The organism is Streptomyces camelliae, from assembly GCF_027625935.1.
Classification (GTDB): domain Bacteria; phylum Actinomycetota; class Actinomycetes; order Streptomycetales; family Streptomycetaceae; genus Streptomyces; species Streptomyces camelliae.
Map to the genome: position 1 here is coordinate 8,438,904 of NZ_CP115300.1, position 15,460 is coordinate 8,454,363.

A 15,460-nucleotide genomic window follows, 5' to 3' on the forward strand; every position below is an offset into this window, starting at 1 on the left:
CGCATCCGATGCGGCCCGGTCCCCGCCGCCGTATCCGAGGAGCAGCGCCCATGTGCCGGTCCGACGTCCGCCAGGCCGTCCTGGCCAAGAACGACGACCTGGCCGCGGGCCTGCGCGGCGACCTCGCCGGACAGGGCGTGAGCGTCGTCAACCTGTTGTCCAGCCCCGGCAGCGGCAAGACCGAACTCCTCGGCCGGGTCCTGGCCCGCGCGGTCGGGCGGGGCGTGCCGGTGGCCGCGCTGACCGCGGACCTCGCCACCGAGAACGACGCCGTACGGCTCGCCCGGTCCGGGGCGCCCGTCCAGCAGCTGCTCACCGACGGACTGTGCCACCTGGAGGCCCGTCAGGTGCGCGCCCGGCTGGACGGCTGGCTGCCGCCGGACACCCGGCTGCTCTTCGTGGAGAACGTCGGCAACCTCGTCTGCCCCGCCGCGTACGACCTCGGGGAGACCCTGCGGATCGTGCTGATGGCGGTCACCGAGGGGGAGGACAAGCCGCTGAAGTACCCGACCGCGTTCGGCTCGGCCCATCTGGTCGTCATCACCAAGACCGACCTCGCCGAGCCGGCCGGCTTCGACGAGAGCGCCTTCCGGACGAACGTGCACCGGGTCAACCCGGGCGTGGAGATCGTCCGGTCCTGCGCCCGTACCGGCGCCGGTGTCGACACCCTCCTGGACCGCGCCCTCGCCGCCCGGGACGGCATCCCGCATCGCCCGCCCCTCGCCTCGCATCCGCACGGCCATCACCCCGCCTCCCCCGCTTCCCTCGCATGACCGCCCCCGCCGCCGGCCTCGTGCGCCGCGTCGTCATCGTGCGGGGCACCGTGCAGGGGGTCGGCTTCCGGCCGTACGTGCACCGCCTCGCCGCCGGACTGGGCCTCGCCGGATTCGTCGGCAACACCGGCGACGGCGTGCACATCGAGATCGAGGGCCCCGCGGAGGAGGTGCACCGCTTCTGTGTCCGCCTCGCCGAACAGCCGCCGCCCCTGTCCACCGTGACCGCCGTCGACTGCGCGGACCTGCCCGCCACGGGCGACACCGGCCCCTTCGTCATCCGCTCCACCGAGCGGGCCGGCGGCCGCACCGAGCTTCCGCCCGACACCGCCACCTGCGCCGACTGCCTGCGCGAACTGGCCGATCCGGCCGACCGGCGCCATCGGCACCCGTTCGTCACCTGCACCCACTGCGGCCCCCGGTTCACCATCGCCACCGGCATGCCGTACGACCGCGCGGCCACCACCATGGCCGGCTTCCCGATGTGCCCCGCCTGCGCCCGCGAGTACGGCGCTCCGGCCGACCGGCGGTTCCACGCCCAGCCCGTCGCCTGTCCCGACTGCGGCCCGAGGCTCGCCCTGATCCCGGCCGACGGCCTCGGGGTGCGCCCGGCCCGGGACGCGGACGCCCTCGCGGCCGCGCGGGCGCTGCTGGCCGCCGGGCGGATCGTCGCCGTCAAGGGACTCGGCGGCTACCACCTGGCCTGCGACGCCACCGACGCCCGGGCCGTGGCCACCCTTCGCGGCCGCAAGGAACGGGGCGGCAAGGCCTTCGCGGTGATGTGCGCGGACCTGCCCACGGCCGAGCGGATCGCGGTCGTCTCCGACGCGGAGCGGGCGGCCCTGACCGGCCCGCACCGCCCCATCGTCCTGCTGCGCCGCCGCACCCCGGCAGACGGCCCCGGCTTGGCCGACCAGGTCTGTCCGGGCAGCCCGCACGTGGGGGTCATGCTGCCCTACACCCCCGTCCACACGCTGCTGCTGGGGCTGCCCGGCGATCCCCCCGGCCCCCGCATGCTCGTCATGACCAGCGGCAACCGCTCCGGCGAACCCATCGTCACCGACGACACCGAGGCGCTCACCCGGCTGGCCGGGCTCGCCGACGCCTGGCTCACCCACGACCGGCCCATCGCCTGCCCATGCGACGACTCGGTGCTGCGGGTGCGCCCCGACGGCAGCACCCAGGTGCTGCGCCGCTCCCGCGGATACGTGCCGCGTCCCCTGCGCCTGCCGGTCCCGGTCCGCCCCACGCTCGCGGTCGGCGGCGATCTGAAGAACGTCCTCTGCCTGGGCGAGGGCGACCACGCCTGGTTCGGGCCGCACATCGGCGACATGGGCGAACTGGCCACCCTGGAAGCCGCCGAGCGCGCCGAACGGCACCTGGCCCGCCTGACCGGGGTCACCCCGGCCCTCGTCGCCGCCGACCGGCACCCCGGCTACCACTCCACCCGCCGGGCCCGGCACCGGGCCGCGGGACTGCCGGGCGGCTGTCTGCGGCTGGTCCAGCACCACCACGCCCACATCGCCTCCGCGATGGCCGAACACGGACTCGACGGCACCGCCCCCGTCATCGGGGTCGCCTTCGACGGCACCGGGTACGGCGACGACGGCACCGTGTGGGGCGGCGAGGTCCTGCTCGCCGGCTACAGCGGATACCGGCGCTACGCGCATCTGGCGCCCGCCCCGCTGCCCGGCGGGGACGCGGGCGTGGCCAACCCGTGCCGGCAGGCGCTGGCCAGGCTGCGGGCGGCCGGGCTGCCCTGGGAGCCGGACCTGCCGAGCGTGCGGGCCTGCACCGAGACCGAACTCGCCTTGCTCCGGCAGCAGTTGACCAGGAGGACGGCCTGCGTCCCGACGTCCGGCATGGGCCGCCTGTTCGACGCGGTGTCGTCCCTGGCGGGGGTGTGCCAGCGGGCGGGGTACGAGGCGCAGGCCGCGCTGGAGCTGGAGGCGGCGGCGCTCCAGGCCGCGGACCACGACACGGTGGCGTACCCCTTCGGCCTCACCGGCAGGGGTGTCCTCGTGTGCAGTCCCGCGCCGATGCTGCGGGACCTGCTCGCGGACCGGCGGCGCGGCACCCCCGCACCGGTGCTCGCCGCCCGCTTCCACCGGGGTGTCGCGCACGCCGTCGCCCGGATCTGCCGCCGTGCCCGCGCCGACACCGGCCTGCGCACGGTCGCGCTGACGGGCGGCGTCTTCGCCAACGGCCTGCTGGAGCGGCAATGCACCGCGCTGCTGGCCGCGGACGGCTTCACGGTCCTCAGGCACGGCGAAGTCCCCCCGAACGACGGAGGACTGGCGCTCGGTCAGCTCATGGTCGCGGGAACGGCAAGGAACCGACGGACGGAGTGACCCATGTGTCTCGCAGTGCCCGGCAAGGTCGTGTCCATCGACCGCGATGCCAGTCCGCTGACCGGGCTGATCGACTTCGGCGGTGTGCGCAAACAGGCATGCCTGGAATACCTGCCCGACGTGCGGGTGGGGGAGTACGTCATCGTCCACGTCGGCTTCGCCCTCCAGCGCCTGGACGAGGAGTCGGCCCGCGCGTCCCTGGAACTGTTCGAGCAACTGGGGCTGCTGGACGAGGAGTTCGGTGATGCCTGGGAGCAGGCGGCCCGGCAGCGGAACGGGAGTGAGGCCCGGTGAAATACATCGACGAGTTCAACGACCCCGAGCTGGCCCGGCGGCTGCTGGACGAGATCCGCGCCACGGCCACCCGGCCCTGGGCGCTGATGGAGGTCTGCGGCGGCCAGACCCACTCCATCATCCGCCACGGCATCGACCAACTGCTCCCGGACGAGGTCGAGTTGATCCACGGCCCCGGCTGCCCGGTGTGTGTCACCCCGCTCGACGTCATCGACAAGGCCCTGGAGATCGCCGCCCGCCCCGAGGTGATCTTCTGTTCCTTCGGGGACATGCTGCGCGTGCCCGGCACCGACCGCGACCTGTTCCGGGTCAAGGGTGAGGGCGGTGACGTACGCGTCGTGTACTCGCCGCTGGACGCCCTCGACCTCGCCCGGAGGAACCCGGACCGCGAGGTCGTCTTCTTCGCGATCGGCTTCGAGACGACCGCCCCCGCCAACGCCATGGCCGTCCACCAGGCCCGCCGTCTCGGTGTCGGCAACTTCAGCCTGCTGGTCTCCCACGTCCGGGTACCGCCGGCGATCGAGGCCATCATGACGGCACCGGACTGCCGGGTGCAGGGCTTCCTCGCCGCCGGACACGTGTGCAGCGTGATGGGCACCGCCGAGTATCCCGACCTGGCCGACCGGCATCGGGTACCGATCGTGGTGACCGGCTTCGAGCCGCTGGACATCCTGGAGGGCATCCGCCGCGCCGTACGCCAGCTGGAGCGCGGCGAGCACCTCGTGGAGAACGCCTACCCGCGCGCCGTACGCGAACAGGGCAACCCGGCGGCCCTGCGCATGCTGCAGGAGGTCTTCGAAGTCACCGACCGCAACTGGCGCGGCATCGGCCGCATCCCCGCCAGCGGCTGGCGGCTGTCCGACGCCTACCGGCCGTACGACGCCGAGCACCGGTTCGACGTCACCGGCATCCGCACCGAGGAGCCCGCCGTGTGCCGGGCCGGCGAGGTGCTCCAGGGGCTGATCAAGCCGACCGAGTGCGAGGCGTTCGGCACGGCCTGCACACCGCGTACCCCGCTCGGGGCCACGATGGTCTCCAGCGAGGGCGCGTGCGCGGCCTACTACCTGTATCGCCGGATGACCGACGGCCCGGCACGACAGGGGTCCCGGATCCCGCAGACGGAGGTGAATCCCGTTGGCTGACCTGGCCACCGATGCGGTCGTCGACCCCGCGAACTGGACCTGCCCCGCCCCCCTGCGCGACCAGCCGGTCGTCGTCATGGGCCACGGCGGAGGCGGTGCCCTGTCCGCCGAACTGATCGAGCAGGTCTTCGCGCCGGCCTACGGCAACCCGACGCTGGCCGCGCTCACCGACTCGGCCGTCCTCGACCTCGCCGGCACCCGGCTGGCCTTCTCCACCGACTCCTACGTGGTGCGGCCGCTGTTCTTCCCCGGCGGCAGTCTCGGCGACCTGGCCGTCAACGGCACGGTCAACGACCTGGCGATGAGCGGCGCCCGGCCCGCCTTCCTCTCCACCGCCTTCGTCCTGGAGGAGGGGGTGGAGATCAGCGTCGTCGGGCGCGTCGCGCAGGCCATCGGCGCCGCGGCGCGGGCCGCCGGCGTCACCGTCGCCACCGGCGACACCAAGGTGGTCGAGGCCGGACACGGCGACGGCGTGTACGTCACGACGGCCGGCGTCGGCCTCGTGCCCGACGGGGTCGACATCCGCCCGCAGCGCGCCCGGCCCGGCGACGCCGTCCTCGTCAGCGGACCCATCGGCCTGCACGGTGTCGCCGTCATGAGCGTGCGCGAGGGCCTGGAGTTCGGCGTCGAGATCGCCTCCGACACCGCGCCGCTGGCCGGCCTCGTGGCGGCGATGCTGGCGGTCACGCCGGACCTCCACGTCCTGCGCGACCCGACCCGCGGCGGGCTCGGCGCGTCCCTGAACGAGATCGCCCGCGCCTCCGGCACCGGGGTACGGCTGGACGAGCGGGCCGTGCCCGTCCCGGACGAGGTCCGCAGCGCCTGCGGCTTCCTCGGGCTGGACCCGCTGTACGTGGCCAACGAGGGCCGGCTCGTCGCCTTCGTGCCCGCGGAGCATGCCGAGGCCGTGCTGGCGGCGATGCGGTCCCATCCGCAGGGCACCGGAGCGGCCCGTATCGGCACGTGCGTGGCCGATCACCCCGGCATGGTGGTCGCCGCCACCGGCCTCGGCGGCACCCGTGTGGTCGACCTGCCGCTGGGCGAGCAACTGCCCCGCATCTGCTGAGAAACCGGCGAGGCGGCCGTCCCCGGGTGGGGCCGGCCGCCCGCTCAGCGCGCCGGTTCGACGCCCGTGATCTCCAACTCCCGCCCGCTGCGCAGGTCCTGCGAGGGCCGGTCGCAGCGCGGGCACCAGAAGAACGGCGGCATGCCGACCGCGAACTCCTCGGCGCACGGCGCGCAGTACGCCTGGGCGGCCACCTGCTCGACCACCAGCCGGGCGGCGGTCAGCGCGGTGCCCTCCCGGGCGACCTCGAAGGCGAAGTCCAGCGCGTCGGGGACGACACCCGACAGCTCGCCCACGCGTACCGTCACCGACGAGACGCCGCCGGCCCCGTCCGCGCGGGCGATCTTCTCGGCCTGCTCCACGATCGCGGTCGCGATCGACAACTCGTGCACGGCCGGCTCAGCGGTGGCGGCGGTCGGAGCACGGGCCACCGGTCATCCGGTAGATCCTCAACTCGCGCCTCACACTGGGTAGTTGCCTGATGAGCAGAGCCAGCAGCAGGCCGCCCACCACGGCCGCCTGGGCGATCAGCACCTGGCGGCCGGACATCGCCGACCTCGCGGTCGGGCAGCGCTTCCTCACGATCACTCCCTGTTTCCTCATCCCGGTGAGATGTTCGGCATGGCCTTCAGCACGGCGTCATGCCGCTTCGAGTGGATCCCCGTGGAGCGGCGCGCGTCCGCGGTGCCGTCCTCGTGGTGTCCGCCCTGCCGGCCGTACGGGCCCTTGTTGCCCTGGTGCAGACCGGGTACGTGCGTTGGCGTGTCGGGCCTCGCCTGGGCTCGGCCCACTCGGATGCTGCCCATGGTCATCTCCTTTCCGGCTTCACGACCGCTCGGTGAGCTCCGCGAAGAACCGTTCGACGGCCGGCCACACGCGACCGCCGCCGGACAGCCCCCGCCACTCACGGCGTACGAGGGCGACCATCCGGTAGCAGTCGTCGACCGGCACGATCCAGTGTTCGTCCAGGCCCCGCACGGTGTTCACCAGCAGCGCCTCCACCTCGGGTGCCACGGAGGCGAGCCGCGGACACCCGGCGGACAGCCGCTGCCAGGCCGCCGCGTCCACCTCCCAGCGCATGACCCCGGCCGGGCTCGGGCCCTCGGCGGTGACCGTGCCGTCCTCGTGCGGCACGAAGAACACCAGCCCCACCGGGACGCCCAGCACCGCCGTGTCCACGGTCGGCAGCCGGACCCGGCGCCGGGGCACGAGCCGGTACCGGCCCGCCGCGTCCCCGGGGAACAGCACCGAGCACGGCGCGCACACGCACCGCACGGCGGCCGCACCGGTGTCGTACAGGTGCGGGTGGCCGTCCGCCACGGCAGCGGCGCACAGGTCACAGCGCTCGGCCTCGGCGGCCGCCGCGCGGTCCGCGGCGGACCGGATGACCCGGGCCAGCGCTCCGGCCGTGGTCACCGCGCCCCCTGCGGCCGTACCGCGCGGTGGGTCACCGTCGCCAGCGGGACGAACGCCGGCGCCGTCCGCCGCCCGGCGGCCTCCGGCACCAGGGACACGGCCGTCAGCTCGGGCGCCGCGGCCAGCACGGCCGCCCGGACGGCCGCCAGGGCGTCGTCGGTCCCGCTGCCGCACCCCGCCCCGCACCCGCCGCCCGCGTTCAGCCGGACCTGGGCCACACTCCCGTCGACGCCGGCCCACTGGAGGTCGCCGCCGCGCTCGCGCACCGCGGGCCGCAGCCGCTCGACCGCGCGGGCCGCCCGGCGCTCCGGTGGCTCGGGATGGATCGCGTGCAGCACCAGCAGATGCCCCACCAGCTCGTCCTCGACGAGCCCCGCCCGCAGCGGCGCGTCGGCGTGGTCCAGCACCCGGGCGAGCGCCTCGCCGTAGACCTCGGTCAGCAGCGAGACCGCCTCCAGCGCCGGTCCGGGTGCGGACTCCAGCTCGGCCAGCACCTCGTCGAGCCGGGCCAGCCGTGCCTCCATCGCCGGGTCGGCGAGCCGTACTGCGTCAGCCATGGTTCGCTCCGTACGTCGGCGAGTGCACCGTGGACAGCGTGCGGCCCTTGCCCATGTACATGTGCACACCGCACGGCAGACACGGGTCGAAGCTGCGCACCGTGCGCATGATGTCGACGCCCTTGAAGTCGTCCGGACCGTTCTCCTCGAAGATCGGCTGGCCCTGCACGGCGTCCTCGTACGGGCCGGGCGTGCCGTAGATGTCGCGGGGGCTCGCGTTCCACGGGGTCGGCGGGTACGGGTGGTAGTTGGCGATCTTCTTGTCCCTGATCACCAGGTGGTGGGAGAGGACACCGCGCACCGCCTCGTGGAAGCCGCAGCCGATCGACTCGTCCGGCACCTCGAAGTTCTCGAACACCTTGGTGTCCCCGGAGTGCAGCATCCCCATCGCCTCCTCCAGGAACTGCAGGGCCATGGCGGCGGCGTAGGCGACGAAGTAGGGCCGGGCGCGGTCCCGTTCGATGGTGTTGCTCCACTTCGGGATGCGCCACTCCAGCGTGGTCTCCGGCAGCTTCTCGCCCTTGGGCAGGGAGATGCGCACGCTGTCGCCGGTGGCCTTGACGTACGGCGTGTCGACCAGGGCGCTCAGCGCCGTCGACCACAGCCGGGCGAGCGGCCCGCCGCCGGTGTCCAGCGCGAGGTGCTGTCCCGTCTCCGGGTGGTACCAGCGCGGGCTCATCACCCAGCTGTACTTGCCGTCGAAGTCCCGCTTCTGCGGCACCGGGACGGTGGTCTGGTTCCACGGGTGGCGCATGTCGACGGGGTTGCCGAGCGGGTCGTGGGTGACGAACGGCTGCTCGTTCACCCAGTCCTCGTAGTAGGAACTGCCCAGCATGATGCGCAGGCCCAGGTTGATGTCGATCAGGTTGTTGGTGACCAGCTCACCGTCCACGACGATGCCGGGCGTGACGTACATCGCCCGGCCCCACTCGTTCATCGTCGCGTACCGGTAGTCGACCACGTCGGGGTTCTGCCAGGCGCCCCAGCAGCCCAGCAGGACGCGGCGCCGGCCGACCTCCTCGTAGCCGGGCAGGGCCTCGTAGAAGAAGTCGAAGACGTCGTCGTTCATCGCCACCGCCTTCTTCACGAAGTCGATGACACGCATCAGCCGGGAGAGGTAGTCGGTGAAGGTGTTCGGCTGCGGCATCGTGCCGACACCGCCCGGATACATCGTGGAGGGGTGCACATGCCGCCCCTCCATCAGGCAGAACATCTCCCGGGTGACCCGGCTGATCTTCAGCGCTTCCTTGTAGACCTCGCCCTCGAAGGGGTTGAAGGCCTTCATGATGTCGGCGACGGTCCGGTACCCGTGGACGTCCCCGCGGGGCGCGGCCGTGCGCTCGGCGCGGGCCAGCACCCCGGGGTTGGTGGCCTTGACCATCGCCTCGCAGAAGTCCACGAACACCAGGTTGTCCTGGAAGAGCGTGTGGTCGAACATGTACTCGGCGGCCTCGCCGAGGTTGGTGATGTGCTCGGCCAGCTTCGGCGGTTTGACGCCGTACGCCATCTGCTGGGCGTAGTTGGAGCACGTGGTGTGGTTGTCGCCGCAGATGCCGCAGATGCGGGAGGTGATGAAGCCCGCGTCGCGGGGGTCCTTCCCCTTCATGAACACCGAGTAGCCGCGGAAGAGCGACGAGGTGCTGTGGCACTCGACGACCTCCCGGTTGGCGAAGTCGATCTTCGTGTAGATGCCCAGGTTGCCGATGATCCGGGTGATCGGATCCCAGGACATGTCGACGAGCTGGGCGGGTTTGCGTGCTGTGGGCCGGGACTCGGTGGTGGTCATCTGCGGTGCTGCCCCTCGCTGTTGGGGTGGTGGTGCGGGCGGGTCGGGGATACGGGACGAACGGTGTCAGGCACGCCAGTGCGGGTCGTAACCGCTGGTCAGCTTGCGCTTGTTGTGCCGCCACCGCGGCTCGTGGTTCACCATGTCGTTGGTCAGCCCGCGCAGCCGGCGGATGACGGCGCCGTACGGCTTGATGACGAGCGACGACAGGGTGCCGCCGGGCGGCTCGTCCATGAACGGCATGAAGGTGTCGGGGAATCCGGGCATCGTGCAGCCGATGCAGATGCCGCCGACGTTGGGGCAGCCGCCGATCCCGGCCATCCAGCCCCGCTTGGGCACGTTGCAGTTGACGACCGGGCCCCAACACCCGGTCTTCACCAGGCACTTGGGGGAGTTGTAGTCCAGGCCGAAGTCGCCCTGCTCGTAGTACGCGCCCCGGTCGCACCCCTCGTGCACGGTCTTGCCGAACAGCCACTGTGGACGCAGCATGTGGTCCAGCGGCGGCGGGGGAGCGGCACCGGCCGCGTGCTGGAGCACCCAGATCAGGGTCTCCATGAAGTTCTCCGGCTGGATGGGACACCCGGGCACGTTGACCACGGGCAGCCCGCCCTGCGACCGGTAGTCCCAGCCCAGGTAGTCCGCGAGCCCCATGCAGCCGGTCGGGTTGCCCGCCATCGCGTGGATGCCGCCGTACGCCGCGCAGGTCCCGGCGGCGACCACCGCCCAGGCCTTGGGCGCCAGTTGGTCGATCCACCAGTTGAGCGGCTGCGGCTCGCCCGTCTCCGGGTCGTTGCCGAACGACGTCCAGTAGCCGTCGCCCTTGATGACGTTCTGGTTCGGGACCGAGCCCTCGATCACGAGGAGGAACGGGGTCAGCTCGCCCCGTGCCGCCGCCCGGTAGGGGGCGAGGAAGTCCTCGCCGCCCAGGCTCGGCGAGAGCACCTTGTTGACGAGATGGACCTTCGGCAGGCCCGGGATGAGACCGAGCACCACGTCCTCCAGCGAGGGCTGGTCCGCGGCGGTCAGCGAGACGGTGTCGCCGTCGCAGCTCATGCCCTCCGAGATCCAGAGGATGTGGATCTCGTCGAACCCGCTGGGTGCCTCGGCCCCGCCGGGCTCGTCGCGGACCTCGGTGGTGTCGCGCTGTGTCGTCATGTCTGCGCCTTCCGTCGGAACCGGTCGCCGAGTGGGTGGTGGACCGCCGGGTCCGGGCCGTCCGCGGGCGCGAGCGGTTCGAGTTCGGCGGGCCGGAAATAGTGGAAACGGCCGTACCAGCCGTGCAGTTCGGCGGCGGGATCGTCGTCGACCGTGACGGCCAGGTGCACGCTGCCGTCCACGTCGTGGAGGACCGCGGCGACCTGCGCGGTCCGCCCCGCCAGGAACATGTCCTGGGCGTCCGCACCCCGGCCGCGCGGGCACAGCCGCACCCGGCTGCCGGCACCGACGGGCACCCCGGCCACGAGCACCGAGTCGGTGGTCGGGGACAGCCCCTCGTCGCCGCCCTCCTGCCACCACGCGGGCCGCCCGGAAGCCGGGGTCTGCGCGGCGTCCGCCTGGGGCTGCGCGGGGGCCAGGGAACGGATCGCGCCGTGCAGCCGGGAGAGGACCTCCTGGGGCAGGGTCTCCACCCGGTCGAGGATCTGTGCGGCCCGCGCGTCGGTGGCCCGCGCCTCGGCCTTCTCCTCATCGGTCAGCAGCATCGTGCGCAGCGTGAGGATCTCGTCGATCTCCGCCGCGTCGTGCAGATCACCGGGACTCTCCGGAGCGACCTGCGGAAAGTCCGGCAGGATGATCGGCGCGGAGAGCAGCACGGCGCCCGTGCCGTCCGCCCGGGGCGCGCCGCCCAGCACGGGGAACGTGAAGGCGTTGCGACAGCCGCGCGCGTGCTCCGCGAGGCCCTCGGGCGGATCGATCAGGGACACGAACTCCACGCCGTCCCCGCCGACGAGGGTGTGGGTGGCGATCAGCGCCTGCCGCAGCGCCTCGCCCCGGGGGGCCCGGGGATCCGGCAGCTCGCCGGTGTTCTCGGTCCGCACCCGCAGCCGGTAGAGGTCCGGCGCGAGCGGCTCGGCCGCCACGGTGGTCCGGGCCCGCACCTCCCGGCACCGCCGCACGGTCCGTCCGGCGTCCGACGGCAACGGTTCGTACTCCGTGCCGGCGGGCGCGCCGACCTCGACGGTGCGCCCGCGGTGCAGCAGGTCCCGCAACGGCAGCACGAGGTCGGTCTCGCGCGGCACCGCCTCCTCGAACGACAGATGCGCGGCACCGTCGGCCGACCGCAGGGACGCGACCGGGCGGTGCCGGCCGTCGCCGCCGGGCGCCTCGACCTGCTTGTCCCGCATCTGCAGATACCGCACCCGCACCCGTACGACCGCGTCGGCCCGCCGCACCCGCAGCAGGCACTCGGTCCGCTGGTACCAGGAGTCCGCGGAGCCGGCGATCCCGGGCTCGACCGGGCCGTCCCGCTCCGCCCAGGCACGCGGCAGCAGCACCCCGAACTGCCAGCGGACCCGGTTCTTCGGCGAGGACCGGCGGTACGGATAGAGCAGGTAGCCCTCGTAGAGCACCGCGTCCGCGACGGCGCCGACCTGCTCGAAGCCCTCGGGCCCGAGTCCGTCCGTCATGCCGCCTCCTCGTCGCCGGTGTACGCGCGGATCCCTATCCCTCACGGTCACACCCGTCACGGCCGCTCGCCCCTCCGGAGGACTGTCATTGGGCCGCTCAGGGGACGACGAACAGTGCTTCGAAACATTCGAAGCGCGGAGTTCAAATTACGATCTTGCCTTCCAGGGTGCCGACTCTCTTGGTGAAGTTTCCTCTTTAACAAGTCACTTGAACTGCTGAAATAAGAATCAGGCCACTTGATCGCGTAGACGAATGTTTCGAAATAATCACCGAAACTGTTGACAGCTGACATGCCCAGGCCAACACTCCCCTCCAAGTCACACCCGCACAGGCCGTACGAGGAGGAGGCACGACATGAGCGTGTTCGACCACGCACTGAGCCGTAGGAGCGCAGGCGCCCTGCTGCTGGGCGCCGGGGCCGCACTGGCCCTGCCCGGCACCGCCCGCGCCGCCACGGTCATCACCACGAACCAGACCGGCACCAACAACGGCTACTACTACTCGTTCTGGACCGACGCCCAGGGCACGGTCTCCATGACCCTGGGCTCGGGCGGCAACTACAGCACCAGCTGGAGCAACACCGGCAACTTCGTCGCGGGCAAGGGCTGGAGCACCGGCGGACGCCGGAGCGTGACGTACTCGGGCAGCTTCAACCCGTCCGGCAACGGCTACCTGTCCCTCTACGGATGGACGTCGAACCCGCTCGTCGAGTACTACATCGTCGACAACTGGGGCACCTACCGGCCCACGGGCACGTACAAGGGAAGCGTCACCAGCGACGGCGGCACGTACGACATCTACGAGACGACGCGGTACAACGCCCCGTCCGTCGAAGGCACCAGGACCTTCAACCAGTACTGGAGCGTGCGGCAGTCGAAGCGGACCGGCGGCACCATAACCACCGGCAACCACTTCGACGCCTGGGCCCGCGCCGGGATGGCCCTCGGCAGCTTCAAGTACTACATGATCCTGGCGACCGAGGGTTACCAGAGCAGCGGCAACTCGAACATCACGGTGATGTCATGAGGGCCGTACGGCCGCTCGCGTCCCGTCCGCTGACGGCGGCAGCCACGGCAGCCACGGCCGCCGCGCTGGCCGCCGCCGGCATGCTCACCGTCGGCGCCGCCCCGTCCCACGCGGCCGGCTGCTCCGGCTATGTCGGCCTCACCTTCGACGACGGCCCGTCCGACGCCCACACCCCGGCCCTGCTGAGCGCGCTCAAGCAGTACGGGCTGCGGGCCACGATGTTCAACGAGGGCCGGTACGCGGCGGCTTACCCCGCCCAGGTCCGGGCCGAGGCGGCTGCCGGGATGTGGATCGGTGACCACAGCTACACCCATCCGCATCTGACCCAGCTCAGCCAGGCGCAGGTCGACTCCGAGATCTCCCGCACCCAGCAGGCGATCGCGGCGGCAGGCGGCGGCACACCCCGGTTGTTCCGCCCGCCGTACGGCGAGACCGACGCCACGGTCAGGGCGGTGGCGGCCAAGTACGGCCTGACCCAGGTCATCTGGGACGTCGACTCGCAGGACTGGAACGGCGCGACCACCGACGCCATCGTCCAGGCCGTGTCCCGGCTGACCAGCGGCCAGGTCATCCTCATGCACGAGTGGCCGGCCAACACCCTGGCCGCGATCCCGCGCATCGCCCAGACCCTGGCGAGCCGTGGCCTGTGCGCGGGCATGATCTCCCCGCAGACGGGCCACGCCGTCGCTCCCACGGACTGACCCGGCCCGCGCCCCGTCGGCACGGCGCAACGGCCGCCGTGCCGACGGGTTTTCGCGCGCTGCCGCCGCCCCGATGCCTCGAACGCGCCCTCCCCGGTGCCTCGAACGCCGTCTTTCGGGCCCCCTCCGCATGGGATCATGGACCGGGTCCGCCCCGGCAGCCGAAGGAGAGAGGATCCGCACATGTTCGACGCTCTGAAGAACCTGAAGGACACGATCGAGGACATCGCCGAGGCCCACGGCGACAAGATCGCCGACGGTCTGGAGAAGGCCGGCGACTTCATCGACGACCGTACCGACGGCAAGCACAGCGACACGATCGACAAGGCCGTCGACAAGGCGCAGGACCTCGTCGAGAAGCTGGGCGAGAACGGCAAGAAGCACTGACCCCGGGTGTGCGCACCGGTCACGGGGAGCGCGCGAGGTCGAGGCAGCAGCGCACGAAGTCCCGTACGACCGGATTCCGGTCGTCGGCCCGGGCCCAGGCCACGCCAACCCACGTCGGCCCCACTCCCGTGACCGGCCGGTAGACCACACCGGGGCGGGCGTAGAACCGCGCGGCGGACTCCGGCGCGAGGGCGATGCCGTAGCCGCTCGCGATGGCGCTCAGCCAGTCGTCCGGCTGCTCGGTGACCGCGCCGATCCGCACCGGACGGCCCGCGCGCTCGTCGGCGGCCAGCCAGTGGTCGCGCCACGCCCCGGTGTGCGCCGGCGCGGCGACGAACGGCTCGTCCCACAGCTCGCGGAAGGCGATCTCGGTGCGCCCCGCGAGCGGATGCCCGCTCGGCAGCGCCACCCAGCGCGCCTCGCTGAACAGCACCTCCACCCGCAGCGCGCCCTGACCCGGGAACGGCAGCCGGAGCAGCGCCGCGTCCACCTCGCCGTCGGCCAGGCCCGCACTCGGGTTCGTCCAGGCCGCCTGCCGCAGTTCGGCCCGCCAGCCGGGCCGCCGCCGGGCGAACTCGGCGACGATCTCGTGGGTCGCCTCGTTGGCCGCGCTCGCCACGAACCCCACGCGCAGCACCCGCGCCGAACGCCGCCCGGCGGCCCGCGTGGTGCGCAGCGCCTCGTCCCAGGACGCGAGCAACTCCGGCACCCGGTCGGCCAGTTCACGACCCGCGTCGGTCAGTGCCATCCCGGTGCGCGAGCGGTCGAAGAGCCGTACGCCGAGCTGGTTCTCCAGCTGGCGGACCTGCTTGGTCAGGGCCGGCTGGGACACGAACACGCGCTCCGTGGCACGGGTGAGGCTGCCCTCCTCGGCGACGGCGAGGAACGCACGCAGCAGACGCGTGTCGACATCCATTCCCACAGGTTATAGAAGCTGGTATTGGACGGCACAACAGCCGTCCGGTGAGGGTGGAGGCATGGATATCGCCTCTGTGGTCGTCACCTGCGCGGCCGTCCTGGCCAACGCCGGCATCGCGGCGGCGGACGCCGCCAGGGCGCCGTTCGTCCTCGCCAACTCGGCCGAGGTCGGCGTGCCGCGCACCTGGCTCCCCGCCCTGGCACTGCTGAAGGCGGCGGGAGCGGCCGGACTGCTCCTCGGCCTGTTCGGCATACGGCCCCTGGGGATCGCGGCAGGCGCCGGACTGGTGCTGTTCTACGTCGGCGCCCTGACCGCCCACGTCCGGGCGCGGGTGTTCCACAACATCGCCTTCCCCGGACTGTTCCTCGCGCTGGCCGCGGGCGCGCTGACCCTGGCGGCAGCCCGCTGACCGGAGCG

Annotated in this window: 18 protein-coding genes; 9 read left to right on the forward strand and 9 right to left on the reverse strand. The window is 72.6% G+C overall.

What is annotated here, in order from left to right:
* The first annotated feature begins 50 nt into the window (after nucleotides 1–50).
* Genes hypB through hypE form a run of 5 tightly spaced genes read left to right on the forward strand, consistent with a single transcriptional unit; the run spans nucleotide 51 to nucleotide 5,626 of the window.
* A complete protein-coding gene (gene hypB, locus O1G22_RS38705; RefSeq protein WP_270085580.1) occupies nucleotides 51–773 on the forward strand; it encodes a hydrogenase nickel incorporation protein HypB in 723 nt (240 codons plus the stop codon).
* Nucleotides 770–3,124, forward strand: coding sequence for a carbamoyltransferase HypF (gene hypF, locus O1G22_RS38710; protein WP_270085581.1), 2,355 nt, complete (start codon nucleotides 770–772; stop codon nucleotides 3,122–3,124). The genes hypB and hypF overlap by 4 nt, the downstream gene beginning before the upstream one ends.
* A 3-nt stretch (nucleotides 3,125–3,127) precedes the next feature.
* Entirely contained in the window at nucleotides 3,128–3,418 is a 291-nt protein-coding gene (locus O1G22_RS38715) for a HypC/HybG/HupF family hydrogenase formation chaperone (protein ID WP_225094843.1), read from the forward strand.
* Complete coding sequence (gene hypD / locus O1G22_RS38720; RefSeq protein WP_270085582.1) at nucleotides 3,415–4,560, forward strand: hydrogenase formation protein HypD; 1,146 nt, start codon at nucleotides 3,415–3,417, stop codon at nucleotides 4,558–4,560. The genes O1G22_RS38715 and hypD overlap by 4 nt, the downstream gene beginning before the upstream one ends.
* Complete coding sequence (gene hypE, locus O1G22_RS38725; RefSeq protein WP_270085583.1) at nucleotides 4,553–5,626, forward strand: hydrogenase expression/formation protein HypE; 1,074 nt, start codon at nucleotides 4,553–4,555, stop codon at nucleotides 5,624–5,626. The genes hypD and hypE overlap by 8 nt, the downstream gene beginning before the upstream one ends.
* Before the next feature lie 44 nt (nucleotides 5,627–5,670).
* Here the strand turns inward: hypE and hypA are convergent, their stop codons facing one another.
* The 8 genes from hypA to O1G22_RS38765 all read right to left on the reverse strand — a co-directional run bounded on the left by hypA (nucleotide 5,671) and on the right by O1G22_RS38765 (nucleotide 12,009).
* A complete protein-coding gene (gene hypA / locus O1G22_RS38730) occupies nucleotides 5,671–6,018 on the reverse strand; it encodes a hydrogenase maturation nickel metallochaperone HypA (protein ID WP_270086653.1) in 348 nt (115 codons plus the stop codon).
* Between the two features lie 7 nt (nucleotides 6,019–6,025).
* Nucleotides 6,026–6,208, reverse strand: coding sequence for a hypothetical protein (locus O1G22_RS38735; RefSeq protein WP_270085584.1), 183 nt, complete (start codon nucleotides 6,206–6,208; stop codon nucleotides 6,026–6,028).
* Between the two features lie 17 nt (nucleotides 6,209–6,225).
* The gene (locus O1G22_RS38740; RefSeq protein WP_270085585.1) at nucleotides 6,226–6,432 is read right to left on the reverse strand and encodes a hypothetical protein; all 207 of its coding nucleotides are present in this window, start codon (nucleotides 6,430–6,432) and stop codon (nucleotides 6,226–6,228) included.
* Nucleotides 6,433–6,451: 19 nt separating this feature from the next.
* The gene (locus tag O1G22_RS38745; protein WP_270085586.1) at nucleotides 6,452–7,042 is read right to left on the reverse strand and encodes a DUF5947 family protein; all 591 of its coding nucleotides are present in this window, start codon (nucleotides 7,040–7,042) and stop codon (nucleotides 6,452–6,454) included.
* Nucleotides 7,039–7,599, reverse strand: a complete 561-nt coding sequence (locus O1G22_RS38750) for a NifU family protein (protein WP_270085587.1) — start codon at nucleotides 7,597–7,599, stop codon at nucleotides 7,039–7,041. The genes O1G22_RS38745 and O1G22_RS38750 overlap by 4 nt, the downstream gene beginning before the upstream one ends.
* Nucleotides 7,592–9,385: a nickel-dependent hydrogenase large subunit gene (locus O1G22_RS38755; protein WP_270085588.1), complete on the reverse strand. Its 1,794-nt coding sequence runs from the start codon at nucleotides 9,383–9,385 to the stop codon at nucleotides 7,592–7,594. Before O1G22_RS38755 ends, O1G22_RS38750 begins: the two co-directional genes overlap by 8 nt.
* Nucleotides 9,386–9,451: 66 nt before the next feature.
* The gene (locus O1G22_RS38760) at nucleotides 9,452–10,540 is read right to left on the reverse strand and encodes an NADH-quinone oxidoreductase subunit B family protein (RefSeq protein ID WP_270085589.1); all 1,089 of its coding nucleotides are present in this window, start codon (nucleotides 10,538–10,540) and stop codon (nucleotides 9,452–9,454) included.
* Complete coding sequence (locus O1G22_RS38765; protein ID WP_270085590.1) at nucleotides 10,537–12,009, reverse strand: hypothetical protein; 1,473 nt, start codon at nucleotides 12,007–12,009, stop codon at nucleotides 10,537–10,539. Before O1G22_RS38765 ends, O1G22_RS38760 begins: the two co-directional genes overlap by 4 nt.
* Before the next feature lie 355 nt (nucleotides 12,010–12,364).
* On the opposite strand from O1G22_RS38765, the gene O1G22_RS38770 reads away from it, so the two are divergent.
* From O1G22_RS38770 to O1G22_RS38780, 3 genes are all read left to right on the forward strand, one after another.
* The gene (locus O1G22_RS38770; RefSeq protein ID WP_270085591.1) at nucleotides 12,365–13,036 is read left to right on the forward strand and encodes a glycoside hydrolase family 11 protein; all 672 of its coding nucleotides are present in this window, start codon (nucleotides 12,365–12,367) and stop codon (nucleotides 13,034–13,036) included.
* The gene (locus tag O1G22_RS38775; RefSeq protein WP_270085592.1) at nucleotides 13,033–13,737 is read left to right on the forward strand and encodes a polysaccharide deacetylase family protein; all 705 of its coding nucleotides are present in this window, start codon (nucleotides 13,033–13,035) and stop codon (nucleotides 13,735–13,737) included. Before O1G22_RS38770 ends, O1G22_RS38775 begins: the two co-directional genes overlap by 4 nt.
* A gap of 183 nt (nucleotides 13,738–13,920) precedes the next feature.
* Nucleotides 13,921–14,124: an antitoxin gene (locus O1G22_RS38780; RefSeq protein WP_270085593.1), complete on the forward strand. Its 204-nt coding sequence runs from the start codon at nucleotides 13,921–13,923 to the stop codon at nucleotides 14,122–14,124.
* 19 nt (nucleotides 14,125–14,143) lie between these two features.
* Here O1G22_RS38780 and O1G22_RS38785 read toward each other — a convergent pair whose 3' ends face one another.
* Complete coding sequence (locus tag O1G22_RS38785) at nucleotides 14,144–15,040, reverse strand: LysR family transcriptional regulator (RefSeq protein ID WP_270085594.1); 897 nt, start codon at nucleotides 15,038–15,040, stop codon at nucleotides 14,144–14,146.
* A 61-nt stretch (nucleotides 15,041–15,101) separates the two neighbouring features.
* Between O1G22_RS38785 and O1G22_RS38790 the strand changes: the two genes are divergently transcribed.
* Nucleotides 15,102–15,452, forward strand: coding sequence for a DoxX family protein (locus O1G22_RS38790; RefSeq protein WP_270085595.1), 351 nt, complete (start codon nucleotides 15,102–15,104; stop codon nucleotides 15,450–15,452).
* Nucleotides 15,453–15,460 lie beyond the last annotated feature (8 nt).

What these genes read in the sequence shown, in the direction of transcription:
- hypB (WP_270085580.1), top strand. Translation starts at nt 51, where the DNA reads ATGTGCCGGTCCGACGTCCGCCAGGCCGTCCTGGCCAAGAACGACGAC.
- hypF (WP_270085581.1), top strand. Translation starts at nt 770, where the DNA reads ATGACCGCCCCCGCCGCCGGCCTCGTGCGCCGCGTCGTCATCGTGCGG.
- O1G22_RS38715 (WP_225094843.1), top strand. Translation starts at nt 3,128, where the DNA reads ATGTGTCTCGCAGTGCCCGGCAAGGTCGTGTCCATCGACCGCGATGCC.
- O1G22_RS38740 (WP_270085585.1), bottom strand. Translation starts at nt 6,432, where the DNA reads ATGGGCAGCATCCGAGTGGGCCGAGCCCAGGCGAGGCCCGACACGCCA.
- O1G22_RS38750 (WP_270085587.1), bottom strand. Translation starts at nt 7,599, where the DNA reads ATGGCTGACGCAGTACGGCTCGCCGACCCGGCGATGGAGGCACGGCTG.
- O1G22_RS38755 (WP_270085588.1), bottom strand. Translation starts at nt 9,385, where the DNA reads ATGACCACCACCGAGTCCCGGCCCACAGCACGCAAACCCGCCCAGCTC.
- O1G22_RS38760 (WP_270085589.1), bottom strand. Translation starts at nt 10,540, where the DNA reads ATGACGACACAGCGCGACACCACCGAGGTCCGCGACGAGCCCGGCGGG.
- O1G22_RS38765 (WP_270085590.1), bottom strand. Translation starts at nt 12,009, where the DNA reads ATGACGGACGGACTCGGGCCCGAGGGCTTCGAGCAGGTCGGCGCCGTC.
- O1G22_RS38770 (WP_270085591.1), top strand. Translation starts at nt 12,365, where the DNA reads ATGAGCGTGTTCGACCACGCACTGAGCCGTAGGAGCGCAGGCGCCCTG.
- O1G22_RS38775 (WP_270085592.1), top strand. Translation starts at nt 13,033, where the DNA reads ATGAGGGCCGTACGGCCGCTCGCGTCCCGTCCGCTGACGGCGGCAGCC.
- O1G22_RS38780 (WP_270085593.1), top strand. Translation starts at nt 13,921, where the DNA reads ATGTTCGACGCTCTGAAGAACCTGAAGGACACGATCGAGGACATCGCC.
- O1G22_RS38785 (WP_270085594.1), bottom strand. Translation starts at nt 15,040, where the DNA reads ATGGATGTCGACACGCGTCTGCTGCGTGCGTTCCTCGCCGTCGCCGAG.
- O1G22_RS38790 (WP_270085595.1), top strand. Translation starts at nt 15,102, where the DNA reads ATGGATATCGCCTCTGTGGTCGTCACCTGCGCGGCCGTCCTGGCCAAC.